Source organism: Pseudomonas sp. B21-035 (genome assembly GCF_024748945.1).
Classification (GTDB): domain Bacteria; phylum Pseudomonadota; class Gammaproteobacteria; order Pseudomonadales; family Pseudomonadaceae; genus Aquipseudomonas.
In genome coordinates this window covers 2,709,300-2,736,037 of record NZ_CP087179.1, presented here as the reverse complement: position 1 = coordinate 2,736,037, position 26,738 = coordinate 2,709,300, and the positions used below count along the sequence as shown (strand labels likewise).

General features: G+C 65.3%; 22 protein-coding genes. 4 read left to right on the top strand and 18 right to left on the bottom strand.

Going from position 1 to position 26,738, the window contains the following annotated elements; translation table 11 throughout:
• Positions 1-9: 9 nt before the first annotated feature.
• From LOY22_RS12485 to LOY22_RS12470, 4 genes are read right to left on the bottom strand one after another with little or no spacing between them, the layout of a single operon-like run.
• Positions 10-1,656: an ABC transporter ATP-binding protein gene (locus tag LOY22_RS12485; RefSeq protein ID WP_093383201.1), complete on the bottom strand. Its 1,647-nt coding sequence runs from the start codon at positions 1,654-1,656 to the stop codon at positions 10-12.
• Positions 1,657-1,658: 2 nt separating this feature from the next.
• On the bottom strand, positions 1,659-2,486 hold the full coding sequence (locus tag LOY22_RS12480) for an ABC transporter permease (RefSeq protein WP_093383204.1): 828 nt from the start codon (positions 2,484-2,486) through the stop codon (positions 1,659-1,661).
• A gap of 3 nt (positions 2,487-2,489) precedes the next feature.
• Positions 2,490-3,449: an ABC transporter permease gene (locus LOY22_RS12475; protein ID WP_093383207.1), complete on the bottom strand. Its 960-nt coding sequence runs from the start codon at positions 3,447-3,449 to the stop codon at positions 2,490-2,492.
• Positions 3,450-3,503: 54 nt separating this feature from the next.
• Positions 3,504-5,105 (bottom strand): ABC transporter substrate-binding protein, encoded by a 1,602-nt coding sequence (locus LOY22_RS12470; protein WP_258597649.1) that lies wholly within the window; start codon positions 5,103-5,105, stop codon positions 3,504-3,506.
• A 220-nt stretch (positions 5,106-5,325) separates the two neighbouring features.
• Between LOY22_RS12470 and LOY22_RS12465 the strand changes: the two genes are divergently transcribed.
• Positions 5,326-5,766, top strand: a complete 441-nt coding sequence (locus LOY22_RS12465) for an Rrf2 family transcriptional regulator (RefSeq protein WP_093383213.1) — start codon at positions 5,326-5,328, stop codon at positions 5,764-5,766.
• A 14-nt stretch (positions 5,767-5,780) separates the two neighbouring features.
• Here the strand turns inward: LOY22_RS12465 and LOY22_RS12460 are convergent, their stop codons facing one another.
• The 13 genes from LOY22_RS12460 to LOY22_RS12400 all read right to left on the bottom strand — a co-directional run bounded on the left by LOY22_RS12460 (position 5,781) and on the right by LOY22_RS12400 (position 22,507).
• On the bottom strand, positions 5,781-7,196 hold the full coding sequence (locus tag LOY22_RS12460; protein WP_093383216.1) for an aldehyde dehydrogenase family protein: 1,416 nt from the start codon (positions 7,194-7,196) through the stop codon (positions 5,781-5,783).
• The gene (locus LOY22_RS12455) at positions 7,189-8,379 is read right to left on the bottom strand and encodes a pyridoxal phosphate-dependent aminotransferase (RefSeq protein ID WP_213601368.1); all 1,191 of its coding nucleotides are present in this window, start codon (positions 8,377-8,379) and stop codon (positions 7,189-7,191) included. Before LOY22_RS12455 ends, LOY22_RS12460 begins: the two co-directional genes overlap by 8 nt.
• Positions 8,380-8,407: 28 nt before the next feature.
• Complete coding sequence (locus LOY22_RS12450) at positions 8,408-10,015, bottom strand: 5-guanidino-2-oxopentanoate decarboxylase (protein ID WP_258597646.1); 1,608 nt, start codon at positions 10,013-10,015, stop codon at positions 8,408-8,410.
• A 10-nt stretch (positions 10,016-10,025) separates the two neighbouring features.
• On the bottom strand, positions 10,026-12,116 hold the full coding sequence (locus LOY22_RS12445) for an acetate--CoA ligase family protein (RefSeq protein ID WP_093383225.1): 2,091 nt from the start codon (positions 12,114-12,116) through the stop codon (positions 10,026-10,028).
• A gap of 14 nt (positions 12,117-12,130) precedes the next feature.
• On the bottom strand, positions 12,131-13,291 hold the full coding sequence (locus LOY22_RS12440; RefSeq protein ID WP_045198812.1) for an acyl-CoA dehydrogenase family protein: 1,161 nt from the start codon (positions 13,289-13,291) through the stop codon (positions 12,131-12,133).
• A 31-nt stretch (positions 13,292-13,322) separates the two neighbouring features.
• The gene (locus LOY22_RS12435; protein ID WP_258597645.1) at positions 13,323-14,114 is read right to left on the bottom strand and encodes an enoyl-CoA hydratase/isomerase family protein; all 792 of its coding nucleotides are present in this window, start codon (positions 14,112-14,114) and stop codon (positions 13,323-13,325) included.
• Between the two features lie 255 nt (positions 14,115-14,369).
• Entirely contained in the window at positions 14,370-15,773 is a 1,404-nt protein-coding gene (locus LOY22_RS12430; RefSeq protein ID WP_045198808.1) for an amino acid permease, read from the bottom strand.
• Between the two features lie 202 nt (positions 15,774-15,975).
• The gene (locus LOY22_RS12425; protein ID WP_258597644.1) at positions 15,976-18,231 is read right to left on the bottom strand and encodes an ATP-binding protein; all 2,256 of its coding nucleotides are present in this window, start codon (positions 18,229-18,231) and stop codon (positions 15,976-15,978) included.
• Entirely contained in the window at positions 18,228-19,001 is a 774-nt protein-coding gene (locus LOY22_RS12420; protein ID WP_258597643.1) for an ABC transporter substrate-binding protein, read from the bottom strand. Before LOY22_RS12420 ends, LOY22_RS12425 begins: the two co-directional genes overlap by 4 nt.
• 4 nt (positions 19,002-19,005) lie before the next feature.
• Positions 19,006-19,722 carry a response regulator gene (locus tag LOY22_RS12415; protein ID WP_045198803.1) on the bottom strand — a complete coding sequence of 239 codons (717 nt, stop codon included), beginning with the start codon at positions 19,720-19,722 and terminating at the stop codon, positions 19,006-19,008.
• Positions 19,723-19,791: 69 nt separating this feature from the next.
• Positions 19,792-20,436: a TetR family transcriptional regulator C-terminal domain-containing protein gene (locus LOY22_RS12410; RefSeq protein WP_093383240.1), complete on the bottom strand. Its 645-nt coding sequence runs from the start codon at positions 20,434-20,436 to the stop codon at positions 19,792-19,794.
• A 206-nt stretch (positions 20,437-20,642) separates the two neighbouring features.
• Positions 20,643-21,398: a class II aldolase/adducin family protein gene (locus tag LOY22_RS12405; protein ID WP_258597642.1), complete on the bottom strand. Its 756-nt coding sequence runs from the start codon at positions 21,396-21,398 to the stop codon at positions 20,643-20,645.
• Between the two features lie 71 nt (positions 21,399-21,469).
• Positions 21,470-22,507: an ABC transporter substrate-binding protein gene (locus LOY22_RS12400; protein WP_258597641.1), complete on the bottom strand. Its 1,038-nt coding sequence runs from the start codon at positions 22,505-22,507 to the stop codon at positions 21,470-21,472.
• Positions 22,508-22,691: 184 nt separating this feature from the next.
• On the opposite strand from LOY22_RS12400, the gene LOY22_RS12395 reads away from it, so the two are divergent.
• From LOY22_RS12395 to LOY22_RS12385, 3 genes are read left to right on the top strand one after another with little or no spacing between them, the layout of a single operon-like run.
• Complete coding sequence (locus LOY22_RS12395; RefSeq protein ID WP_258597639.1) at positions 22,692-24,641, top strand: FAD-dependent oxidoreductase; 1,950 nt, start codon at positions 22,692-22,694, stop codon at positions 24,639-24,641.
• Between the two features lie 46 nt (positions 24,642-24,687).
• On the top strand, positions 24,688-25,293 hold the full coding sequence (locus LOY22_RS12390) for a helix-turn-helix domain-containing protein (protein WP_045198793.1): 606 nt from the start codon (positions 24,688-24,690) through the stop codon (positions 25,291-25,293).
• A gap of 24 nt (positions 25,294-25,317) precedes the next feature.
• A complete protein-coding gene (locus tag LOY22_RS12385; protein WP_258597637.1) occupies positions 25,318-26,064 on the top strand; it encodes an enoyl-CoA hydratase-related protein in 747 nt (248 codons plus the stop codon).
• Between the two features lie 118 nt (positions 26,065-26,182).
• Here LOY22_RS12385 and LOY22_RS12380 read toward each other — a convergent pair whose 3' ends face one another.
• Entirely contained in the window at positions 26,183-26,683 is a 501-nt protein-coding gene (locus tag LOY22_RS12380) for a GNAT family N-acetyltransferase (RefSeq protein WP_213601383.1), read from the bottom strand.
• Positions 26,684-26,738 lie beyond the last annotated feature (55 nt).

Here is a 26,738-nt window from a genome sequence, read left to right as displayed (position 1 = left end):
GAGGGGTCCTTAAACGGTTTGCACAGGGGAAATCAGCGCCCGCTTGGCCAGCAGGCGGTCGAGCCAGTCCGGGTCCATTTCCGGCTCGCTGGAGAACAACAAGCCGGTGTAGTCGCGGTGCGGTGGGGTAAAGATCGCCTCGCGGCTGCCGTGATCGACCACCTGCCCGCGCTGCATCACCAGCACCTCGTCGGCGATGGCGCGCACGGTGGCGACGTCGTGGGTGATGAACAGATAAGCCACGCCCAGTTGCTGCTGGATGCGGGTGAGCAGCTTCAGAACGCCTTCGGCCACCAGTTGATCGAGGGCCGAGGTAACTTCGTCGCAGATGATCAGCTGCGGCTCGGCCGCCAGCGCCCGAGCGATGCAGATGCGCTGCTTCTGCCCGCCGGACAGCTCGCGGGGCTGGCGGTCCATGTAGCGCGCCGGGTCGAGCTCGATCATCTCCAGCAGTTCGGCGACCCGCTGGCGCAGGGCCTGGCCTTTGAGGCCGAGGTAGAAGCTCAGCGGCCGGCCGATGATGTCGACGATGCGCTGGCGCGGGTTGAGGGCGGTGTCGGGGATCTGGTAGATCATCTGCACCCGGCGCAGTTGCTCTTTGCTGCGCTGGCGATAATCGGCCGGCAGCGCTTCACCGTCATACAACACCTGGCCTGAAGTCGGCGGCAACAGGCCGGTGATCAGCCGCGCGGTTGAGCTCTTGCCGCTGCCCGACTCACCGATCACCGCCAGGGTCTGGCCGCGATGGAGCGTGAGCGAGACCTCATGCAGCACCGGCTGGTGGCCATAACTGGCACTGGCCTTGCGCACCTCCAGCAGCGGCGTCGCCTGCGCCGGGTACGGCTTGGGTTCGGTACGAAAGCTGCGTACCGCCCACAGCGACTTGGTGTAATCCTGCTGAGGGGTGTCGAGCATGGTCCGGGTGTCGGCCTCTTCCACCAGCTTGCCGTGGCGCAGGACCATGATGCGGTCGGCCATCTGCGCCACCACCGCCAGGTCGTGGCTGATGTACAGGGCGGCGCTGTCGTAGGTTTTCAGCGCCTCGCGAATCGCCGCCAGCACTTCGATCTGGGTGGTGACGTCCAGCGCCGTGGTTGGTTCGTCGAAGATGATCAAGTCCGGGTGGCAGGCCATGGCCATGGCGGTCATGACCCGTTGTAACTGGCCGCCGGAGACCTGGTGGGGGTAACGCTGGCCGATCTGTTCGGGGTTGGGCAGGCGCAGCACGCGGTACAGCTCGACCGCTTCGGCTTGCGCCTTGGCACGGTCGATACCGCCGTTCTTCACCGCGGTCTCGACATGCTGGTCGATCAGCCGGTGTGCCGGGTTGAACGAGGCCGCCGCGCTTTGCGCAACATAGGCGATACGCAGGCCGCGCAACTTGCGCAGGGCTTCGGGCTTGGCGCCGACCAGCTCCCGGCCGTCGAAGCGCACCGAGCCACCGGTGATGCGGCAACCGTCGCGCACATAGCCCATGGCGGCCAGCCCCAGGGTCGACTTGCCCGCCCCCGATTCACCAATCAGACCCAGTACTTCGCCGCGTTGCAGGCTTAGGTCGATGCCCTTGATCAGTGGGTGCCAGGTGTCCTGGTAATGGCCTTCGATGCGCAGGTCGCGGATGTCCAGCAGCGGCTTGTCAGTTGAATGTACGCTCATGCTCAGCACTCCTTCAGGCCACTGGATTGATGCAGCACCCAGTCCACGACAAAGTTGACGCTGACGGTGATCAGCGCCACCGCCAGGGCCGGCAGCAACGGGCTGATATCGCCGAAAGTAATCAGCACGGCGTTGTCGCGGACCATGCTGCCCCAGTCGGCGGTTGGCGGCTGGATGCCCAGGCCCAGGAACGACAGCGCACTGATGAACAAAAACACAAAGCAAAAGCGCAGGCCGAACTCGGCAATCAGCGGCGCAGCGGCATTGGGCAGCACCTCGCGGCTGACCAGCCACCACAGCCCCTCGCCACGAAGCCGGGCGGCCTCGACGAAGTCCTGGACCACCACGGTCATCGCCACCGCCCGCGACAGGCGAAACACCCGGGTAGCATCGAGCAACGCGATCACCAGCACCAGCGAGGTGGCATTGGTGCCAACCACGCTGAGGATCAGCAAGGCGAAGATCAGCTGCGGGATGGCCATGAGGATATCCACCAGGCGCGACAGGCCCTGGTCGATCCAGCCGCCCCTGATCGCCGCCACCAGGCCGCAGAAACCGCCGACGGCAAAGGCCAGCAAGGTGGTCAGGAAGGCGATCCCCAGGGTGTTGCGCGCGCCATACACCAGGCGGCTGAACATGTCGCGGCCAAGGTTATCGGTGCCCAGCAGGAACTGCCCGCCCCAGGGTGCGAAGCCCTCGCCAACCACTTCGGTCTCGCCAAACGGCGCCAGCACCGGCGCGAACAACGCCACCAGAATGTAGGCAACAATCACCAACAGGCCGAACTGGGCGCTCAACGGCGCCCGCAACAACGCTTTGATCAGGCTCATGGCTTACCCCTTCGGATGCATCAGGCGTGGGTTGCTGGCAATCGACAGCACGTCGGCCGTGGTATTGAGCAGAATGTAGGTGGCGGCGAAGATCAGGCTGCACGCCTGCACCACCGGGATGTCGCGCTTGGACACCGAATCGACCAGCAACTGGCCGAGCCCCGGGTAGACGAACACCACCTCGACCACCACCACGCCAACCACCAGGTAGGCCAGGTTCAGCGCCACCACGTTGATGATCGGTGCCAGGGCATTGGGCAAGGCGTGGTGGAAGATGATCCGCGCCTGGCTGATGCCCTTGAGCCGGGCCATCTCGATATACGGGCTGGCCAGCAGGTTGATCAAGGCCGCGCGGGTCATGCGCATCATCTGTGCGATCACCACCAGGCTCAGGGTCAGCACCGGCAGCAGCGACCGCTCCAGCACCTCGGCGAAGGACGCACCCGGGGCCAGGTTGGAGATGCTCGGCAACCAGTTGAGCTTGACCGCGAACACCAGGATCAGGATGTAGGCGACGAAAAACTCCGGGAACGACACCGCACTCAGGGCGCTGGTGTTGAGCAGCCGGTCGAACCAGCTGTTGCGGTACAGCGCCGCGAGCATGCCCAGCAGCAAAGCCACCGGCACCGACACCAGCGCCGCCAGCAAGGCCAGGGTAAAGGTGTTGCCCAGGCGCGTGCCGATCAGCTCGGCAATCGGCCGCTGGTTGGCCAGCGACAGGCCAAGGTCACCGTGCAGCAGTTGCCAGGCCCAGTGGCCGAAGCGGGTCAGCGGCGGCAGGTCCAGGCCCAGTTGGGCGCGAAAGGCGGCGACGGTCTCGGGGGTTGCCGCCTGGCCGAGCATGGCTTGGGCGACGTCGCCCGGGAGCATACCAACGGCCAGGAAGATGATCACCGATACCGCCAACAGCGCCAGCAGGCCCAGGGCCAGGCGCTGGAGCAGCAGTTTGCAAAGACTATTCACCGTACAGCTCCTCGAACAGGCTCAACGAAAGAAGGTGCAAGCAACGTGTCGGGCTTACGCCTGCCACCAGCGCTCGATCAGCCGCAGGCCGTCGAGCTCGCCGTAAGGCGCGGTCAGCCCACCGTGGGCCACCCGTTTGGAGCGCGCGGCCACGGAGTTTGCGAACAGCGGCACGATCGCCCCGCCCTCGTCGCGGCACAGGGCCTGCATTTCGTTGTACATCTCCTGGCGCAGCGGCGCGTTCATCTCGCCGCGGGCGGCGTTGAGCAACTGGTTGAAGCGGGCGTTGTCCCAGTGCGTCTCGTTCCAGGCCGCGCCCTTGGCGTAGCCGATGCTGAACATGCGGTCGGCGGTCAGGCTGCTGTACCAGAACGAGGTGGTGAACGGCTGCTTCATCCACACATTGGAGAAAAAGCCGTCGGCAGGTTCGCGCACCACGTCGATGTCGATGCCAGCCTGGCGCGCCTGTTCCTTGAACAGCACCGAGGCGTCGACCGCGCCGGTGTAGGCGGCGTCGGAGGCCTGCAGGCGCACCTTGAGCGAATCGACCCCGGCCTGGCGCAGATAGAACCGCGCCTTGTCCGGGTCATAGCCGCGCTGCTCCAGGGCGCTATTGATGAAGCGGCTGCCGGGCTGGATCGGGTGGTCGTTGCCGATCTGGCCGTAGCCGTAGAGCACCGAGGCCAGCAGGGTTTCACGGTTGATCGCATGCTTGAGCGCCAGGCGGATGTTGTTGTCCTGGAACTGCTGGCTGTCGGTGAGCATCGGGAAGGTGTAGTGCTGGGCGCCCTTGGTCTCTTCGATGACCAGGTTGGGATTACGCTTGAGCAGAGCGACGGTCTTCAGGTCGACTTTGTTGATCACATCGACTTGCCCTGTGGCCAGGGCGTTGACCCGCGCCGCGCCATCGGCGATGGCCAGCAGTTCGGCGCTGGCGAAATGCGCGCGGCCGGCTTTCCAGTAATCCGGGCTGCGTTCAAGGTCCATGCGTACGCCGGGCTCGAAGCCCTTGAGGCGATAGCCGCCGGTGCCGACCCCGGCCTGCCAGTCGGCGGCGCCGTCCTTGGCCGGCATGATCACCAGATGATAGTCGGCCACCACGTAGGCGAAGTCGGCATTGCCCGAGTGCAGCTCGAACACCACGGTGTCGGTGCCCTGGGCGCTGACCTTGGCGACATCGCCGAGCACGGTCTTGGCCGCCGAGGTGGACTTGTCGCCCAGGTGGTGCTGGATCGAGGCGACCACGTCGCCGGCATCGAGGGTCTTGCCGTTATGGAAGGTCACGCCCTGGCGCAGGGTGAAGGTCCAGACACGCGCGTCGGGGCTGGACTCCCAGCGCTCGGCAAGCTCGGGAATCGCTGTGCCGTCGACGCTGATTTCGCTCAAGGTGTTGTAGACCGCAGAGAAACCGACAAAGGTGAAGGTGTCGCTCCATGAGCCCGGGTCGCGGGAGTCGGTGGTGCTGCCACCGGCCAGGCCCATGCGCAGTACGCCACCGGCTTTCGGGGTGGCCTCCTCGGCCCGGCCGTGCAGCGGCAAACCCAGGGAAAACGCCCCGGCCACGGCCGCCGCAGCGGCGCTGTACTTGAGAAAATCCCGACGCGGCAGGCCGCTGTCGTGCATCGCTTGAGTAATCTTGTTGTTGTTATCGCTCATGGCATTGCCCCTGTAGAACTGCAGAGAAAAGGATTCAGCCAACCTCGCACGCATCGATGCAAATATTTGTAATTGTCATCGTGACAAATACATTAAACTCAAAAACACGTCGCTGCCAATCCCCTTCCTCTGTAGGAGCGGGCTTGCCCCGCGATAGGTTTTTTTCAGTCACATCGATTCGCGGGGCAAGCCCGCTCCCACAAACAAGGGACTTCGCCAGATGAGCCAGTCGACCCGCCTGATCACCGCCTCGTACATCCTCTCGTTCGTGGCCGCCAATGCGCCGCAAAAGCTGCGCACCGAGACCATCGCCAAGTGGGTCAAGACCCACCCCACGCGGGTGCGCAGCCTGGTCTCGCTGATGGTCAAGGCCAATATCCTCAAGTCCTGGCGTGGCGCCCATGGCGGCCTGACCCTGGCCCGCCCGGCCAGCGAGATCACCCTGCGCGAGGTCTATGACGCGGTGCAGGAGAGCTCGCTGATCGCCGAGAAAATCGACAACCCGTTTTCCGGCATGGAAGATCATTGCAAAGTGTTCGAGGTGTTCACCCGCCTGTTCGCCATGCTCGAAGCCAACATGCGTCTGGACCTGGGGGCCATCACCGCCGACCAGTTGTTCGTCGCCTTCGACAAGCCGCAGGACAACATCGGGCAGGCCTGAGCCTGCCCGACACTTCAGAGCTGAATGGCCTTGGTCTCGACGAACTCGGCCAGGCCCTCCTCGCCCCATTCGCGGCCATTGCCCGAGGTCTTGTAGCCGCCGAACGGCGCCTGGTAGTTGAACGCCGCACCATTGATGAAGCACTGCCCGGCGCGCAGTTGCCGGCCCAGTTGCAGGGCCCGCTCGCGGTCGGCCGCCCACACTGCGCTGGACAAACCAAAGGGCGAGTCATTGGCGATGGCCAGCGCTTGCGCCTCATCGGCATAGGGGATCAGGCACAGCACCGGGCCGAAGATCTCTTCCTGGGCGATACGCATGCGGTTGTCGACGTCAGCGAACAGCGTTGGCGCCACGTAGAAGCCACGCTCGAAACCTGGCGCCGTGTCGCCGCCACACAACAGCCGTGCGCCCTCCTCCTGGCCGATGCGGATGTAGTCCAGCACGGTGCGCCGCTGCGCTGCCGAACACATCGGGCCGAGGAAGCTGCCGGGGTCTTGCGGGTCGCCCATGACCAGGCTGCGGGTTTCATCCACGGCGATTGCCAGGGCCTCTTCATAACGGCTGGCCGGCAACAGCATGCGCGTCAGTGCCGTGCAGGTCTGCCCGGAATTGATCATTACGTCCTGCACGCCATAGCGCACCGCGGCTTCCAGGTCGGCGTCGGCGGTGATCAACAACGGCGACTTGCCGCCCAGTTCCAGGCACACGCGCTTGACCGACGGCGCCGCCGCCTGGGCCACGCGCACACCGGCGCCGGTAGAGCCGGTGAACGACACCATGTCGACTTGCGGGTGGCGGGCCAGCGCCTCGCCGACCTTGGCGCCGGGGCCGCTGACCAGGTTGAAGACCCCGGCCGGCAAGCCGATGGCATCGATCATCTCGGCCAGCAAAAAGGCATGCAGCGGGGTTTCCTGGCTCGGCTTGAGCACCACCGTGCAACCGGCGGCCAGGGCCGGGGCGAGCTTGCCGATCAACTGGTGCAGCGGGTAGTTCCAGGGGTTGATGAAGGCGCACACACCGACGGCCTCGCGCACCACCAGCGAGTTGCCGACCTCGCGCACCTCATCCATCAGCCCGGCCAGTTCGATGTACTGCTCAAGGCCGACAATCGGCCCGTCGACCTGCACCGCCCGGCACCATTGCACCGGCATGCCCAGCTCGCTGGTGATCACGGCGGCCATCTCATCGGCGCGGGCCTTGAGCTGCTCGGCCAGGGCGCGGATGAAACCTGCGCGCACGCTGGACGGGGTTTGCGACCAACTGCCAAAGGCATGGCGCGCAGCTGCCACCGCGCGGTTGACGTCGTGCTCGTCGCCCAGCGGCACCCTGCCGGCCACGGCTTCGGTGGCCGGGTTGATCACCTCGGCCAGGCCCTGCCCCGACGGCAGTTGCCAGCTGCCATCGATAAACAGCCGCGAATAGTCAGCCATGAGCCTTGCCCTCCATCAGTTCGGCGGCGCAGCGGGCAATACGCTGGCAAGCCTCGCGCAGCGGTTCGGCGCCGAGCACCAGGCCCAGGCGGATATGCCCGGCGGCGCTGGGGCCGAAGGCTTCGCCGGCAAGTACCGAGACGCCATGGTGATCGAGCAGGCGATAGGAGAACGCCTGGGCGCTAAGGCCGGTTTCGCGGATATCGACCATCACGAACATGCCGCCATCGGGCTTGAGCGCACGCAAGCCCGGGCAATCGGCCAGGCACTCGCAGACCAGGTCACGGCGCTGGCGGTAGGCTTCGCGCATGGCCGCAAGCTCCGGCAGTTGTTGCTCCAGGGCCACCACGGCGGCGTCCTGGATGAAGTCCGGCGAGCCGTAGAGCATGCACAGTGCGAGGTTTTCCAGGTGCGTGGCCAAAGCCTGCGAGCCGACCACCCAGCCCACCCGCCAGCCGGTCATGGCATGGGACTTGGACAAGCTGTTCAAGGTTGCGGTGCGCTCGGCCATGCCCGGCAGGCTGCCGGGGCTGATGTGCTCGCCGTCGTACAGCAGCTCGCTGTAGACCTCATCGGAAATCAGCCACAGGTCATGGGCAATGCACAATTCGGCCAGGGCCTCCCAGGTGCTGCGCGGCAGGCTGGCGCCGGAGGGGTTGTGCGGGCTGTTGAGAGCCAGGGCGCGGGTCTTGGGGGTGATGCGCGCGGCGACATCTTCAGCCTGGACCCGAAAACCGTTCTCCGGGCGCACCGGCACCGGGATCACCGTGGCGCCACAGGCGCCGAACACCGCTTCGTAAGTAACGTACATCGGCTCGGCGACGATCACCTCATCACCGGGGTTGAGCAGGCACTGGGCCACGCAGAACAGCGCGCACTGAGCGCCGGCCAGCACGGTTACCTGATCGGCGCCGGTCTGCTGGCCGCTGCGTTGCTGATGGCGGCGGGCAATGGCCTGGCGCAGGGCCAGTTTGCCGCGCACATCGGAGTAATGGGTGTGGCCGCTGCGCAGGCTGTCGATGGCGGCCTCAACGATCGGCGCCGGGGTGTCGAAATCCGGGTCGCCGACCGACAGCAGCAACACGTCCTGGCCTTTTTCCAGCAGCTCAAGGGCGCGGTAGTGAATCTCCCAGGCAGCGGCGCCGTCACCGGCGATACGTTGGGTCAGAGCGGAAAAACGCATGGCAGTCTCCCAAAAATACGGTGTAGGCTCAGCGCGCGCAGGCGTGCTTGAGCTCGATCAGGGTCACGCCATTGCGGGCAAAGCCGCTGCGCAGTTCCCGTTGCAGGTCATCCAGGCTGTGTGGCTGCGCCACGTTGCAGCCAAAGGCCCGGGCCAGGCCGATGAAGTCCGGGTTGCGCGGCAGCACGCCGATCGGCTCGATATCCAGGCCGAGCATGTCGTCGCGAATCTGCCCCAGGGCATCGTTGTTCCACAGCAGGACCACCAGCGGGCGCTCCAGTTCTTCGACCGCAGTGGCCAGTTCCTGGGCGGTGTAGAGGAACCCGCCATCACCGACCAGCACCAGGCCCGGGCGGTCATCCGTGGCGAACATGGCGCCGATACCGGCAGGCAAGCCGTAACCGAGGGTGCCGTAGCCGGTGGGGTGCAGCCAGCTACGGGGCGCGCGGCTGGCATAGACATAGTTGCCGGTGTAGGCCAGCTGGGTCATGTCGGTGCTGATAAAGGCGTTGGCCGGAAGCTCGGCGGCAACCCGGTCCAGGATTGCCTGGTGGATTGCCTGCAGCGGGCCATGGCTGGCCTTGACCGCCTGGCGCAGGCTGGCGACCGCAGCACTGGCGACAGCGGCATCGCGCGGTGCTGGCGGCAAACGTTCGAGCAACGCCGCGACGGTCTGCCGGGCATCGCCCTGCAAGGCCACCGCACAGGGGTAGAAGTCGTTGAACTTGCGCGGATCGATATCCACCCGCAGCAATTCACCATTGAGTTGCAACCGTTCACGCCAGAAGTCGGTGTCGGCCATTTCGGTGCCGACCGCAAGGATCACATCGGCCTCGGCGATCAGTTGCCAGCCTGGCTCCACGCACAACGCTGAGCCGGCATTGAGCGGCGCATCGGGTGGCAGCAGGCCTTTGCCGGCAACGCTGGTGAACAGCGGCGCGGCCAGGCGGGTGCTCAGTTGTTGCAGCTCCTGGGCCGCGGCCAGGGCACCGCCACCGGCGATGATCATCGGCCGTTTGGCGCCGGCCAATTTGCCTGCGGCCTGATCCAGCGCGCTGCTGGCCGGCACGCCCCGGCCCGGGCGGCGCACCACTTCATTGCTCCAGTCGCGGGCGACCGGTGCGGCCAGCACATCCAGCGGCACCGAAATATGCACCGGGCGCGGGCGTTCGCTGTCGAACACCGCGTAAGCACGGGCGATCAGCTCGGGCAGGTCCTCGGCGCTCAGGGCCACGGCGGAAAACGCTGTGATCGGCGCGGTCATGGCGCGCTGGTCCTGGGTTTCGTGCAGGCAACCCCAGCCTTTGCCCAGGCTCGCGGTATGGTTGACGCTGGAAATCACCAGCATCGGAATCGAATCGGCGTAGGCCTGGCCGATGGCGGTGGCGGCGTTGGTAACCCCGGGGCCGGTGATGACGAAACACACCCCCGGCTTGCCGCTGACTCGCGCATAACCGTCAGCCATGAAACCCGCGCCCTGCTCATGGCGGGTCAGCACGTGGCGGATACCGCTACCGGGCAGGCCGCGGTAGAGCTCCAGGGTGTGTACCCCGGGAATGCCGAACACGGTATCGACGCCGTAGTTGGCCAACAGGCGCACCAGGGCCTGGCCACCGGTCAATGGGCTGTTGTGCATGTTCATCTCCTTACACCTGGCCGAGGCGAATCAACGCATCGACCGCGGTGGTGCCCTGGGCACCGACCATTAATGGGTTGACATCCAGTTCGAGCAATTGCGCAGCGTTTTCGCAGGCGTAGTCGGCCACCGCACGAATCGCCGCCACCAGCGCCTCGAGGTCGGCCGCTTCACGGCCGCGAAAGCCCTGGAGCAAGGCGGCGCTGCGCAGGCCGAGCACGGCCTTGCGGATGGCGCCGTCGGTGGTCGGCAGCAGCAGGCTGGTGCTGTCCTTGAGCAACTCGACGAGGATGCCGCCCGCGCCTATCACCAGCGCCAGGCCGAAGTCGTTCTCGCGCTTGATGCCGACGATCAGCTCGGCCAGCGGCGCGCTGGCCATGGGTTCGAGCAGCACCTGGTCGAACACTACACCCGGTGCATAGGCCGCGATCCGCGTACGCATCTGTTCCAGGGCCGCGCCCAGGGCCTGGGGGTCACGCAGGTTGAGGGCGACGGCGCCGGCTTCGGTCTTGTGCGGCAGTTGCGCGCTGACCGCTTTGAGCACCAAAGGATAGCCAACCGTTTCAGCATCCTTGAGGGCTTGCTCAGGGCTGCTCAACACGCCCTTGGGCACCGCCAGGCCGAACGCCTGCAAGGCTTGCTTGGACTGCCACTCGGTGAGCAGCTCGCCCTCGCCATGCAGTGCCTGCGGGCACAACGGCGCCAATGCCGACTCGCCCAGATCAAGCAGCGCCTGACGCCTGGCCTGGTACGCGGCAATCCGCCCCCAGGCCGCCAGGCCATCCTCGACGCCCTGCAGCGCGGCAATGCCGTGGCCATGCAGGCGCTCGCGGGCAACGGCCGGCAGCAGCTCGGGCAAGGCCGAGGTGACAAAACCGCTCTTGCCGTGGCGTTTGAGCGCCGCGCAGTACAGCTCCAGCAGCAGGTCGCACTCCTTGCGCTCGCCGGTGAACTCGGCCGGGTAGTCGAGCACCAGCATGGCGGCATCGGCCTCGGTGCGCAGGGCGCTGTCGAGCATGCGCTCAAGCGCGCAGGCGTCGCCCCAGATCGCCGTGGTGAAGTCCAGCGGGTTGACCAGGTTGGCATAGCTTGGCAACACCTGGGTCAGCTCGCCGACCTGGCCGTCATCCAGCTTCGGCAGGCTCAGCGCGTTGCGCTCGGCATAGTCGGCGATCAGCCCGGCGTCGCCACCGGAGCAGGCCAGGGCAATCAGCCTGCCGCCCTTGGGCAGCTGGCCGCAGGCGGCGGCCTTGAGGGTTTCGACAAAGCTCACCGGGCCGCTGACGCGGATCACCCCGAGGCGCTCGAACAGGCTGTCGTACAAGGCATCGGAGCCGGACAGCGAGCTGGTGTGGCTCAGCGCCAGTTGCGCGCCGATCTGCGACACCCCGGTTTTCAGGGCGATGATCGGGATGCCCTTTTCCAGCGCCTTGTGCGCGGCGCGGGCAAAGCCCGGCACGTTCTTCAGGCCTTCCAGGTGCAGGCCGATGGCGGTCACCCGCGGCTCATCGAGCAGCGCGTCCATCAGTTCGGCGATACCGATCTGCGCCTGGTTGCCCACCGAGGCCATGTAGGCCACCGGCAGCGAGCGGTCGCTCATCGACAGGTTGTAGGCAAAGTTGCCGCTCTGGGTCAGCACCGCCACGCCCTTCTCCACCGCCTTGCCGCCATGGGCCACCGGCCACAGCGCCGAGCTGTGCAGGTAGTCGAGCAGGCCATAGCAGTTGGGGCCCAGCAGCGCCATGTCGCCGGCGGCCTTGAGCAGTTGCTGTTGCAGGGCTAGGCCTTCGGCGCCGGTTTCGGCAAAGCCCGAGGCGTAGCAAATCGCCCCGCCGGCGCCCTTGGCGGCCAGCTCGGCCACGCAGGTCAGGGTCAGTTCGCGGTTGGTGGCGATGAACACCGCATCCGGCGCACAGGGCAACTCGGCGACGCTGCGCACGCACGGCACGCCATCGAGGCTGTCGTGCTGCGGGTTGACCAGCCACATCTGCCCTGGGTAGCCGCCTTCGGCGCAGCGCTTGAAGGCCCGGGCCATGCTGCGCCCGCCGACGAAGGCCAGGTGGCGCGGAGCGAGCAGGCGTTTGAGGTTGTCTCGTAACATGAGCAGGCTCCTGGTCAGCGCAGCAGCGGGCGCAGCAGTTCACGGGAAATGATGTGCCGCTGGATCTCCGAGGTGCCCTCCCAGACCCGCTCGATGCGCGCATTGCGCCAGATCCGCTCGACCGGCCCTTCGTCCATCAGGCCCATGCCGCCATAGATCTGCACCGCCTCATCGGCGACCTTGCCGAGCACTTCACTGGCAAACAGCTTGGCCATGCCCGCCTCGCCGTCGGTCATCGTGCCCTGGTCCATTTTCCAGGCAGTGTGCAGGGTCAATAGCTCAGCGGCGCGGATTTGCGTGGCCATGTCGGCGAGCTTGAACGAAATGCCCTGGTAGGTGCCGATCGGCTGGCCGAACTGCTTGCGGTCGGCCGCCCATTGCAGCGACACATCCAGGGCGCGCTGGGCCTGGCCAACACAGTTGGCGGCAACCATCACCCGCCCGGCGGTCAGCCAGGCGTTGGCCACTTCCCAGCCCTTGCCGACCTCACCGAGCACCTTGCTGGCCGGCACCTTGCAGTCATCGAAGAACAGCTCGAAGGTGTGATAGCCGCGATTGCTCACGCATTTAGGCCCGCGGCGGATGGTCATGCCCGGGGTGCCGCGGTCGACCAGGAAGGCGGTCACCGCATTGCGCGTCTTGCCGTTGTGCTGGTAGGTGTCGGTGACGGCGAAGACGATGGCGAAATCGGCATGCCCGGCATGGCTGATAAAGTGCTTGCTGCCGTTGAGCACAAAGTTGTCGCCCTCGCGCACGGCGCGGGTCTTGATCGCGTTGGCATCGGAGCCGGCGCCAGGCTCGGTGAGGGCAAAGCAGTCGGTCTTCTCGCCCTGGATGCACGGCAGCAGGTAATCGTTGATCTGTTCGTCCTTGCAAGCCATGAGGATCTTCGACGGCCGCGCGACAAACACGTGCAGGGCCCACGACACCTTCGACAGCTCGCGTTCGATCAGCGCCTGGGACAGGTAGTCGAGGCCGCCACCGCCGACTTCCTCGGGCATGTTGAAGGCATAGAAGCCGGCGGCGATGGCCTTGCCGCGAATCTGCGCGGCAAGCTCTGGCGAGACCTCGTCGGCGCGGTCGACCGCCTCTTCATGGGGCAATAACTCCTTGGCGACAAAACTGCGTACCGCTTCCACCAACATTTGTTGTTCTTGGGTCAGTTGGAAATTCATGAGTCGATCCTGAAGAAGTGCTTGTAAGTGTTTATTTGCCAACGAAATTAGCAGTGCGCTTCTCGACGGCGGCGCGCAACGCTTCGGCGCCGTCTGCGCTGCGCCCGCACAGCAGCCCGGCGGCAAGCTCAGCCTGTAGCTGCTCGCCCAGGGTGCGCTGGGCGCCGTCGCGGATCAGCTGCTTGGTCTGGGCGAAGGCGAAGGTCGGGCCCTTGGCCAGGCGCCCGGCAAGTTCTGCGGTCACCGCCAGCAATTGCTCATCGGCGCACACCTCGCCGACCAGCCCGGCCGCCAGGGCCCGCTCGGCGCCCCACAGCTCATCGAGAAACAGCAGGCGCTTGGCCTGTTCGCTGCCGATCAGCCGTGGCAGGTGCCAGCTGGCGCCGGCATCCGGGCTGTAGGCCATGCTGGTGTAGCCAGCCTTGAACCGCGCCGAGGCTGCTGCTACGCGCAGGTCGCAGCACAGGGTCAGGTCCATGCCGGCGCCGACGGCGGTGCCGTTGATGGCGGCGATGGTGGGCTTGTCGAGGCTGTGCAGGCGCTGCATCAAGGCATGGGCAGTTTCGGTCCAGCCGTAGCTTTCCAGCGCGCCGCGGGCTTCGGCCTCGGCCCATTCGGCAAGGTCTGCGCCGGCGCAGAAGCTGCGGCCCGTGCCGGTCAGCACCACCACACGCACGGCCGGGTCGGCGTTATGGGCGTCGAGCAAGGCATGCAGGTTTTTCAGGCTGGGGATGTCCAGCGCGTTGCGCTGGTCGGGGCGGTTGAGGGTGATCCAGGCAATGCCGGCTTCGACCTGGCTGAGCAGCGACGCAGGAGGGGTCATGGGTGGCCTCGAATTATTGTGGTTGGCGTTAGAGGTATGACGTGAGGCCATACTAAACGAGTGTTCAACAAGGAGACAATCGGTTGCACTACTTGCTGTAACAGGTGAAGTAACAGAGCTATCTTTTTGTTTTTAAAAGATTTAAATATTTACATGAAGAAGTAATGGCCGCGCCTGTTACAACTTTGTACAACCTATCGCGGGGCAAGCCCGCTCCTACATTTACAGGTAGGAGCGGCTTGCCCCGCGATGGGTTTACACCGACGGCGCCAACACCGCCTGGCGCTTGCGGTGGATGATGAAGTACGCCGCGTAACACACGGCGATGAAACCAAAACCCCAGTACAGCGACGGCCGCTGGGTTTCGTCCAGGGCCAGGAACACGAACAGCGAACTGCACAGGGTGATGCACAGCAGCGGCACCAGCGGGAACAGCGGCGCGCGGTACTTGAGGTCGGCCAGCTTGCCGCCATCGCGCAGGTACGCACGGCGGAATTTGTACTGGGCCAGGGCAATGACGATCCAGGTCACGGTGCCGGACATGCCGCTCACCGCCATCAGCACCATGAACAAGGTGTCGGCGGCAACGAAGCTGGTCATCAGCGACACCAGGGCAAAGCACAGGGTGATGCTCAGGGCCCGCAGCGGCACGCCGCGCTTGCTCAAGGGCGACAGGCTCTTGGGTGCCATGCCGGTCTTGGACATGGCCCAGAGGATGCGCGTCGAGGCATACAGGCCGGAGTTGCCCACCGACAGGATCGCGGTAAGGATGACGAAGTTCATCAGGTCGGCGGCGTAAGGGATGCCGACCATGTCGAACACCTGCACGAACGGGCTCTCCATCAGCCCGGCCTGCTGCCACGGCACGATGGCCGAAAGCACGACGATGGCCAGCACGTAGAAGATCAGTACGCGGAACACCACGTTGCGCACCGCCCGCGGGATGCTCTTTTCCGGCTGGTCGGTTTCACCGGCGGCCACGCCCATGATCTCGCAGCCCTGGAAGGCATAGACCACGGTCATCATCACCGCGAACACCGCCGACAGGCCGTTGGGAAACATCGAGTCGCCGATCAGGTTGTTCATCATCGGCGCCGGCTCGCCGCTGGTCAGCGGGATCGCGCCGAAGATCACCAGCACGCCGACGATGATAAACCCGAGGATCGCCGCCACCTTGATCCCCGAGAACCAGTACTCGGCTTCGCCAAAGGCGCGGGTGGCCAGGGCATTGAGGCCAAACAGCACCACCACGAACAGCGCCGACCAGTACCAGATCGGCACCTCGGGGAACCAGCGCACCATCAGCATGCCGGCGGCGGTGAACTCAAGGCCGACGGTGGTGGCCCAGCTCATCCAGTACACCCAGCCGATCATGAAGCCGGTGGCCGGGCCGATGAACTTGGTCGCGTGAGTCTGGAACGAGCCGGACACCGGCATCTGCACCGACAGCTCGCCCAGGCAGACCATCACCAGGTACATCAGGAAACCGGCCACCAGGTAGGCAAGGATTGCGCCCATGGGCCCGCCCTGGTTGATGGTCACCCCCGAGCCCATGAACAGCCCGGTACCGATCACCCCGCCCAGCGACAGCATGAAGATGTGCCGGCTTTTCAGCGCGCGGGTCAGGTGGATGCCTTTACGGTCAGTAGAGTCAGTCATGTCGGCACCTCAACAGTGGTTGAAGCGCGGGAGGGACAGGCGATGGTGCGGGGACGGCTGAGCTTTACGGCAGTTCATTATTATTATCTCCAATAAGCTTCGAAGACCGCGTGCAGCGGTTGCCGTCGATTATTGGAAAGCGATGTAAGCTGGCGTTGTACCTGAAGATCGAAGATGTAAAAAGTCGTAAGGTTTTTGTACGTCAGCTCTGGATCAACTGTTTGAGGGTCTGTGCGGCCAGGCGCAACTGCTCGGTCAAGGGTGCTTGCAATGCTTTCAGGGCCGCCTGGTGCTTGCCCAGCGCTGCTGCCTCGAGCTCGCGCAGTACCGTCGCCAGGCCGCTAAAACCCAGGGAGTCGCTGCTGCCGGCGAGGCGATGGGCCAGGTGTGCGACCTCGGTGCAGTCACCGGCCTTGAGCGCCTCGGCCAGCGCGCCTTGGTGCTGTTCGAGGGCATCGCGCAGCACCGTCAGCAAACCCTGGACTTTCTGTTCGCCGAGCAGGCTGCGATGGGTATCGAGCAGCGCCCAGTCCATGCCCTGCCCGGCCGTCGCCGCCTCGACCACCACCCCCTGTTGCGCCAGCGCCTGGCGCAGGCTGTCGAGCTTCAGCGGCTTGGCGAGGATGCCCTGCATGCCCGCCGCAAGAAATCCGCGCACCAGCGCCGGTTGCACGCTGGCGGTCAGCGCCAGGATCCGGCAAGCGCGGTTCGGCCCGGGAATGCGGCGGATCTGCCGGCACAGCTCGACGCCACTGATACCCGGCAGGTGCACATCGAGCAGGATCAGTTCGAAGCGCCGCTGGGCGCAGAGCTCCAGCGCCTGTTCACCGTCTTCGGCCATCCACAAGCGGTGGCCGTCACGCTGCAGCAGGCCGCGCACCACCTCGCGGTTGAGCTCGACGTCTTCGACCACAAGAATATCCAGGGCCTGCACCGCTGCTGCCGGCAGCAGCGCCGGGGCCTCGGCGGCAGCCGCTTGCAGCTGCAGCTCGAACCAGAAACAACTGCCCTGGCCCTCAACGCTTTCAAGACCGATGCGCCCACCGAGCAGCTCGACCAGGTGCTTGCAGATCGCCAGGCCCAGGCCGGTGCCGCCGTAACGCCGGGCCACGGCGTCGCTGGCCTGGACGAAGCGATCGAAAATCCGCCCCTGCACCGGCGCAGCGATGCCGATGCCGTTGTCGCGCACGCTGACCCGCAACTGTTGGCGGCCTTGCGCCTGGTCCAGCACCTGGACATCGACACTCACCTCGCCGGCCTCGGTGAACTTGATGGCGTTGGCCAGCAAGTTGCTAAGCACCTGACGCAAAAACTGCTCGGCGCCGTGCTGGCGAGGCGCCAACTGGCTATCGATGCGACAGCGCAGCACCGTATCGTTGTTCAGCGCTCGCGGCTCGAGCAGGGTCATGACCTCGTCGCATAATTGGCGCAGGGAGAAGTCCACCGGCTCCGGGTGGCTTTCGCCCTCTTCCAGGCGGGCGAAATACAGCACTTCGTTAAGGATGGTCAGCAAACCTTCGCCGGCTTTGTACAGGGCATCCAGGCGCTTGCGGTCACGGGCGTCGAGGTGCGCTTCGCGCAGCAGTTCGGCCATGCCGAGGATGCCGTTGAGCGGGGTGCGCAGTTCATGGCTCATGGTTGCCAGGAAGCGCGACTTGGCCAGGTTCGCCGCCTCGGCCTCCTCCTTGGCATGCATCAGGCTGGCGGTGCGGCGCTCGACCATCTTCTGCAGTTCGTCGCGTTTGTCCTGCAGGGCCAGGCGGTCGATTTCACGGCGATCGATATCGCTGAGAATATTGCGCCGCATGTCGTCCAGGGCGTGGGCCACGGTATCGATTTCGTCTTCGCGGCTGGAGCGGCGCTTGTCCAGGCGCAGCGGCTCCTGCAAATCGCCGGCGCCTATACGGCGGGCAAACTCGGCCATCACCTGCAGGTGGCGGGTGACCAGGCGGTAGAACAACCCCGACAGGGCCACGGCCAGGCCGCAGAGGAACACGCTCATCCACAACAGGCTGGTCAGCCCGGTGGCGAACAGGCGTCGGTGCACCGCGCCCAGGTCGATGCTGACTTCCAGCTCGCCCAAATGGCGTGGCGGCCCTGACGGCGGCTGGTAGTCGAGGGCGAAACGCTCGATGCGCAGCGGCCCTTGCGGCGCGGCCTCGCCCTGCAGCAAGTCGAAATCGGCGCTGCTCAGGCGCACCCGCGCCACATCGGAGAAGTCCACCAGGCCGCGCAATTGCACGTTCAGTTGCTCCTGGTTGAGGTCCCAGAGGCTGCGCTCAAGGCTTGCCAGGTAGCCGGCACGAATCAGCGCCATGCGCGAATCGATGTCGCGCATCTCGCGGCGGTACTCGAAATACAACTGCACGGTGCTGGCCAGCACGGTAAAGCACAGGCTGAACAACAGGATGAACAGCAGCAGGCGCCGCAGCAGGCCACCGGGTTGCAGGCGCATCAACGGGCGTCCGCCGGCAGGTTGACCATGTCGCGGTAGGTGACTTCGCTTTGTTCCAGCCAGCGCTGGATCTCACCGTTGTCGGTCATGCGCTGCAACTGCTCGTCGATTTGCGCCATGTGCTGGCTCAAGGGTGAATGACGCGACACCGCCACCCGCAGGTAGTCGACGCTCAGCGCGGTGGGCAAGGCCTGGATGTCCTGGGCGCCAGGCAGGTGTTCGACAAACAATTGGCCGGTGCGCCGCTCCTGGATGACGAAATCGATGCGCCCGCGAATCAGCTTGCCGAAATTCTGCTGGCTGTCGGAGACCCACTCGATGTTCTGGTGGCGGGCGACGAAGCGGTCGAAGTCAGGGCCGTAGCTTTCGCCGAACAACAGCCCGCCGCGGTAGCTGGCAAGGTCTTCAAGGCGCTCGAATTTCACCGGCCGCTGGCGGTTGAAAAACACCGCCACCTCTTCGCGCAGCACTGGCACCGTGGAAAAACGCATGCCCTGGTCGCGCTGGTCGCTGTTGTAGGCCAACACCACGTCGACCCGGCCTTCGGCGGCATCGAGCAGGCAGCGCTTCCAGTTGCCGAGCACGACGATCTCCACCTCATAGCCCAGGCGCGCGAACAACTGGCGTACCACGGTCGGCGCCAGGCCGCGCACCTGCTTGCCGTCACTCCAGGAGACCGGCGGGTACACCGGGTAGTCGCAATAGCGGATGCGCTCGGCGCCCTGGGCCTGGGCGCCGAGCACCAGCAGGGCCAGCCATAACCACCGCCACATGCGCTCAGGCCGCCACGCTGGCGGTAAACAGGTAACCGGCGCCGTGAATGGTGATGATCAACTGCGGTTCGGCCGGGTCATCGTGCAGCTTGCGCCGCAAGCGGCCGACCAGCACATCGATGGAGCGGTCGTTGGGCACCCATTCGCGGTTGCGGATCTGGTCCATCAACTGGTCGCGGCTGAGGGTATGGCCGCTGTTGCGCAGGAACACGCTGAGCAGCTGGAACTCGCCATGGGTCAGCAGGGTTTCGCCGCCCTGGGGGTCGATCAGGCGCCGGCGGTCGGTGTCCAGGGCCCAGTCGGCAAACTGCTTGAGCGGATGATTGGCGCCACTGGGCGGCTTGCCGGCCTGGGCATGGCGCACCCGGCGCACCAGGTTCTTGGCCCGCGACACCAGCTCGCGCGGGTTCAGCGGTTTGATCACGTAGTCGTCGGCGCCGCATTCCAGGCCAACGATGCGGTCGATGTCGTCGTTGCGGCCAGTGATGAGGATGATGCCGACTTCCGAGCGCACCCGCAGTTCGCGGGTCAGGGTCAGGCCATCCTTGCCCGGCAGACGGATGTCGAGCATGACCAGGTCGACGGCCTGCTCGCCAAGAAAATGCTCGGCCTGCTCCGCCGTGGCGGCGCAGTGCACGTCGTAGCCTTCCTGGGACAGGTAGGCGTGCAGCAAGTCGCGAATCAGCGGATCGTCATCGACGACCAGTACCCGAGGCGTCATTGCGTGTTGTCTCTTATAAAAATTGTTGTATGACTCACGACAGCAGCGTACCCATTACTGAACGACCGATCAACAGCCCTCGATCAGGGTGAAGCGCCGGCGCCCACCGGCTTGCAAACCATCGACCCAGGCCTCGCAGATCTGCACGCCCTGCTCGGGGGTGAAGGTCCCGGGGTTGAGCCCCGATTCCAGCCACAGGCCGTCAAGCAAGGCACTCAGGCTGATGGCCGCAAGGTCGGCGTTGAATGCCTGCCAGCCCTCCTCTGTGGCCAGGTCCGCCAGCAGCCGGCCCAGTTCGTTGCGGTACTCGCCGTAGGAATGATCGTGCACCTGGTTGATCGCCTCGGCGGTTTTCACCGCGCCCCAGAACGCCAGCCAGGCATCGAGCAGTTGCGGGTCGAGCAATTCGGCGCAGAACGAGGCGCGAAAGAACGCCGACAGCCGTTCGCGGGCATTGGGTGCGGCCTGGGCCATGGCTTCGCGGATCAGCCCCATGACCCGGCCGGTGACCGCCATGTAGGCCTCGGCGACCAGTTCGTCCTTGCCCGAATAGTGATGGCTGATCAACCCCACCGAGACGCCGGCCTCGGCGGAGATCTTGCGGATCGAGGCGCCCTGGAAGCCGTGGCGTTTCAGGCACACCAGGGTCGCTTCGACCAGGTTGGCCTTGCGCAACTCCGGGACCATACGGCTGTAACGGGCTTCCTGAGACATAGGGTTTCTCGAACAGAGTGAGTTGCAGGAACCCGGTGGGAGCGGGCCTTGCCCCGCGATCGAGCGCGAAGCGGTCGTAAAAGCGGCCAATGCGGTGTGTCTGTTTGCACCGTGTCGACAGGTTTTACTGCTGCTTCGCAGCAGATCGCGGGGCAAGGCCCGCTCCCACAGGATTGCGTATTGAACGACTGTACAACAACTGCTGATCAGTCGCGATAGCCCGGCGCCACCCGATCGAGCAGACGCAGCAACGCCGACCAGGCCAGTTGCATGCCGTCCGGATCGCTCAGCTCACCTTCCTTCAGCGGCCGCGCCGGTTCGTTGAACTGGCGTTCGGTGTGGGCACAGACTTCTTCCGATGGCAGCACCAGCTCGCCGGCCGCCATCGCCGTGAGCTGGATCTCGCAGGCTTTTTCCAGGTAGTACATGCGCAGGAACGCCTCGCTGACACTGCGCCCGACACTGAGCAAGCCATGGTTGCGCAAAATCAGCACCGCCTTGTCACCCAGGTCATCGACCAGGCGCGCTTGTTCGGCCATGTCCAGGGCGATGCCTTCGTAGTCGTGGTAGGCGACCTTGCCGTGGAATTCCATGGAAATCTGGTTGACCGCCAGCAACCCGCACTTGAGCGCCGCCACCGCGCAGCCGGCCTTGGTGTGCGTGTGCAGCACGCACTGGGCGTCTTCGCGGGCACCGTGGATGGCACTGTGAATGACAAAACCGGCCGGGTTCACCGGGTACGGCGAAGCCTCCACCGCCCTGCCCGCCAGGTCGATCTTGACCAGGTTGGAGGCGCTGATTTCATCGAACATCAAACCATAGGGGTTGATCAGAAAATGATGCTCGGGGCCGGGAATGCGCACCGAGATATGGGTGAAGATCAGATCGGTCATGCGAAAGTGCGCGATCAATCGATAGCAGGCGGCCAGTTCCTGGCGCAGGCGGATTTCGGTCTCGGTCATTATTGTTGTCCTCAGGCGAAAAACTGGCCAGACAATAGGGCTGGACACCGTACGATGTCCAGCCACAGGGGTTAGCGACTGGCCCAGGCGTTGAAGCGCTCTTCCAGCTCATCGCCGTGATCGACCCAGAACTCGACGTTCATCGACAGTGCGCCCTCAAGGTTCTGCCTGGACGTCGGCACCCAGCTCGCCAGCTTCGGATCAAGCTCGGCGGCAGCCTGGGTGTTGGTCGGCCCGTAGGGGATTTGCTTGACGTAGCGCACCTGGGTGTCGGGCTGGTTGGCGAAGGCGATCAGGCGCTTGGCCTGGTCGACATGCCTGGAGCCCTTGATGATTGCCCAGTAGTCCATGCCGTACAGGCTGCCCGGCCACACCAGGGCCAGCGGGCTGCCCTCCTGGGCGGCGACGGCGACCCGACCGCTGTAGGTCGAGGTCATGACCACGTCGCCGGCGCTCAGCCACTGCGCCGGTTGCGCGCCGGCTTCCCACCACTGGATATAGGGCTTGAGCTCGCTGAGCTTGTTGAAGGCGCGGTCGACACCCTCGGGGGTGGCCAGGACCTTGTAGACGTCCTCGACCTTGACCCCGTCGGCCATCAGCGCGAACTCCAGGTTGTACACCGCACGCTTGCGCAGGCCGCGCTTGCCGGGGATTTTCTTGACGTCCCAGAAATCCGCCCACGAGGCCGGCGCCTGGGCCAGCTTGTTGCGGTCGTAGGCAATCGCCACGCTCCACACCAGCACCGCCGAGCCGCACTCCTGGGCGGCGTCGGGTATCAGTTGCTCGGCACGCCCGAGCTGGGTCCAGTCGAGGCGCTCGTACATGCCCTCGTCGCAGCCGCGCATCAGGTCCGGGCCTTCGATCTGCACCAGGTCCCAATCGACGTTGCCGGTATCGACCATGACCTTGATCCGGGCCATTTCGCCGTTGTATTCACTCTGGATCAACGTGCTGCCGTCCTGGGCACTGAAAGGCTTGAAGATCGCCGCATCCTGGGCTTTCTGGCCGGCGCCGCCATAGGCGACCACGACCATGTCCGGTGCTGCCTGGACGCCGCCGACTGCAAGGGCAAGCAACCAGGGAGAGAGCTTGAGCAGGTTCGATTTCATCAATGCTTCCTCTTGCCGGTACCACGTGATGCGTGGCCCGTTTTCTTGTTGTTGTGAGGTGTGCCCCAGGACCCGGGGTGATTTGCAAACTAGTCAAAGGCCAGTAAAAAAACAAGTTGATTTTTTACTGGCGGTACACTTCTATAGAAAAATAATAACAACACCCCGCTGGAGCCTGACCCGCATGTCGACCTTCGCGCACCTGTTCGAACCGCTGCACATCCGTGGCAAACGCCTGAAGAACCGCATCATGTCCAGCGGCCACGACACCTCGATGCCCACCGACAACCTGGTCAACGAGCGCCTGATTGCCTACCACCAGGCCCGTGCCGCCGGCGGCGTCGGCCTGATCGTGCTGCAGGTGGCCGGGGTGCACGACAGTGCGCGCTACACCTCGCACGTGCTGATGGCCACCGACGATGCCTGCATCGACGGCTACCGCCAACTGGCCGAGACCTGCCATGCCCACGGCACCGTGGTGCTGTCGCAGATCTTCCACCCCGGGCGGGAAATCATGGAGTCCAGCGACGGCTTGCTGGCCGTGGCCTACTCGGCCTCGGCGGTGCCCAACGAGCGTTTTCGGGTGATGCCACGGGCGCTGGACCAGGCCATGATCGACGAGATCATTGCTGGCTATGCCGCTGCTGCCCGGCGCCTGCAGCAGGCCGGCATCGATGGCGTTGAGGTGGTGGCCAGCCACGGCTACCTGCCGGCGCAGTTCATCAACCCACGGGTCAACCGCCGCAGCGATGGCTACAACGGTGAGCTGCAGCAACGCCTGCGCTTTGTCCGTGAAGTAATCGCCGCAGTGCGGGCGGCGACGGCAGACGACTTCATCATCGGCCTGCGCATCAGCGCCGATGAGCGCGACGCCGAGGGCCTGACCGAGGATGAGTCGCTGGCGGCGGTGAAGCTGCTTCAAGCAGAGCTGGACTACGTGCATATCGTCGCCGGCACCTCGGCCTCGCTCGGCGGCGCCGTGCACATCGTCCCGCCCATGGCTATCGAGGCGGCGTACCTGACGCGCGAGGCCGGGACCTTCAAGGCGCAACTGAGCATTCCGCTGTTCGTCACCGGGCGCATCAACCAGCCCCAGGAAGCCGAACTGATCCTCGCCCGTGGCCAGGCCGATGTCTGCGGCATGACCCGCGCGCTGATCTGCGACCCGCAAATGCCCAACAAGACCCGCACTGAGCGCGTTGAAGATGTACGCGCCTGCATCGCCTGCAACCAGGCCTGCATCGGCCACTTTCACAAGGGCCTGCCGATCTCGTGCATCCAGCATCCGGAAACCGGGCGTGAGCAGCAGTTCGGCAGCCTGCAGCCGGCAGTTGTGCGCAAGCGCATCATGATCGCCGGTGGCGGCCCGGCCGGCATGAAGGCGGCGGCAGTGGCGGCAGCGCGCGGCCACGACGTGACTTTGTACGAAGCCAGCACACAGCTGGGCGGCCAGGTGCTGCTCGCGCAATTGCTGCCGCGCCGGGCCGAATTCGGCGGCGCCAGCACCAACCTGCAACGGGAGATGCAGTTGGCCGGGGTCAAGGTGGTGCGTAATACCCGGGTGGATCGCGCCCTGGTCGAGCGCGAACAGCCAGACCTGGTGATCGTCGCCACCGGCGCCGAACCCTACTGGCCGGCCTTCGAGCGCGGTGGCGAACTGCAGGTGCTCGATGCCTGGCAGGTCCTGCGTGGCGAGGCCCGGCCCGGGCGCTCGGTGCTGGTGGTCGACTGGCGCTGCGACTGGATCGGTCCGGGCATCGCCGAGCGCCTGGTGCGTGAAGGCCACCAGGTGCAACTGGCGGTCAATGGCACCCACTGCGGCGAAAGCCTGCCGCTGTACGTGCGCGACCAGATGGCCGGCGAACTGCACAAGCTGGGTATCCCGATCACCCCCTATGCGCGCCTGTACGGCTGCGACGACACCACCGTGTACCTGCAACACACCGCCAGCGGCGAGCCGATGATCTTCGAAGACATCGACACCCTGGTGCTGTGCCAGGGTCATCAGCCGGTCGATACCCTGGCCGCTGAACTGCACGGCCTGGTCGAGGTAAAACGCATCGGCGACTGCCTGGCCCCGCGCACGGTGGAAGAAGCCGTCTACGACGGTTTGAAGGTCGCCTGGAGCCTGTAAGCCTGTTTATACTCCGGGGCTTTGACAGTGCGGTTCGGAGCACGCCATGAGCAACAGCAGCAAGACGCCGCCCGCCGCCAGCCAGGAAGGCACCAGCACCGCGCATTTTCTCGGCACCCGTATCCGCGGCCTGCGCAAGCGCCGCGGCATGACCCTGGCCGAGCTTGCCGAGCAGAGCGAGCTGACCGCCGGCTACATCAGCCAGCTGGAGCGCAACCTCTCCTACCCGTCGATCCCGGCGCTGTTCAACATCGCCCGCAGCCTGGGCGTGACCATCCAGTGGTTTTTCGCCAGCGAAGCCAGTACTGCCCCGGAAGACAACGGCTACGTGGTGCGCAAGCACAGCCGCCTGAGCGTGCACTACGAAGACGGCATCGTCGACCAGTTGCTGACCCCGCAACCCAACCGCCAGCTGGAAATCCTCCACTCGCGCTTCCCGCCGGGCACCTACAGCCAGCAAAGCTACAGCCATGACGGCGAAGAAGCCGGCTACCTGCTGTCCGGCAGTTTCGAGCTGTGGGTTGGCGAGCGCTATTTTCAGCTCGGCGAAGGCGACAGCTTCAGTTTTTCCAGCCAGGAGCCGCACCGTTACGGCAACCCCGGCGAAGTGGATGCGGTGGTGATCTGGGTGATCACCCCGCCGACGTTCTGATACCTACAACAACACAGGCACGCCATGAACGAACTGATCACCCGCGAACTGCACCAGGGCCTGCTGACCCTGACCTTCAACCGCCCGGACAAGCTCAATGCGCTGAACAACGCCATGTACAGCCAGCTGGGCGAGCTATTGCTGGCGGCCCAGGAGGACGCCCAGGTCGAGGTCATCCTCCTGACCGGCGGCGCGCAGTGCTTCAGCGCCGGCAACGACCTCAAGGACTTCCTCGACAACCCGCCCGGCGACATGGACAGCCCGGTGTTTCGCCTGATGCGCGTAGTGCTGGCGCTGGACAAGCCGCTGATCGCAGCGGTTGCCGGCGCCGCCATCGGCATCGGCGCCACCTTGCTGCTGCACTGCGACCAGGTACTGGTCAGCCGGTGCACTAAACTGCGCATGCCGTTCGTGCCGCTGGGGGTGTGCCCGGAGTTTGGCTCCAGCCTGCTATTGCCACGCCTGCTCGGCCATGCCCGGGCGGCGCGCTTGTTGCTGTGCAATGAACTGCTCACAGGCGAACAGGCCGTCGAATGGGGCCTGGCCAATGAGCTGCATGAAGATGGCGAACAGTGCCTGGCGGCGGCACGCAAGCTGGCGGCACGGCTACAGGCCCTGCCCCAGGATGCACTGCGCATCAGCAAGCGCCTGCTCAAGGATGCCCACCGCCAGGAACTGGAAGCGACGGTTCAACGTGAAGGCCTGCTGTTTATCGAACGGTTGCAAACGCCGGAGGCGAAGGCGGCGTTGCGGGCGTTGGTCAAGGATTGACGCTGGCGGCCTCATCGCGGGTCAAGTCGAGGCGTCGCACCGCCGCTCCCACAGTGGCCAGGACCAATGCAATCCCTGTGGGAGCGGGCTTGACCCGCGATTGAGCACCGAGTTTGAATCAACGCCTCAACTCATAGCGCAACCGCGCATTCGCCCCAGCCGCCGACGCCACCCGCTTGAACCCCAATCCCTCCACCAGGCGCTGGCACGCAACATTGGCCGGCGACGTGGTCAGCCACAACAGCGAACCTTCGAGCAGTGGTAGCAGGGTTTCCAGCGCCTCGGTCATCAAGCCCTGCCGGGCATGGGCCTCGGCGATCCAGTAACCCAGGCCGACCTTGCCCTGGGCATCCGGGCGCACACCGAGGCAACCGATCAGCTCACCACTGGCGAGGAACAGGTAGTAGCGTTTTTCACCCTGGGGCGCCGCCCAGTTCTGCCGGGCCTGGAGCAGGCTTTGACGCGCCTGCTCCAGGGTCCAGTCGTCACGGGCCCAGGGCAGAAACTCACGGTGAAAGTCGTAGTTGGCGTTGAGCACCGCCTGCAGTTGCGCAGCGAAGGTCAGTTCCGGGGCGTGGAGTTTCAGCTGTTTGCTGCGCAAGCGGCGGGGCAGGTCCATTGCGGGGTCCAGGGGTGGGTAAGGATTGACCAGTATTGCATAGTCAAAATCATTG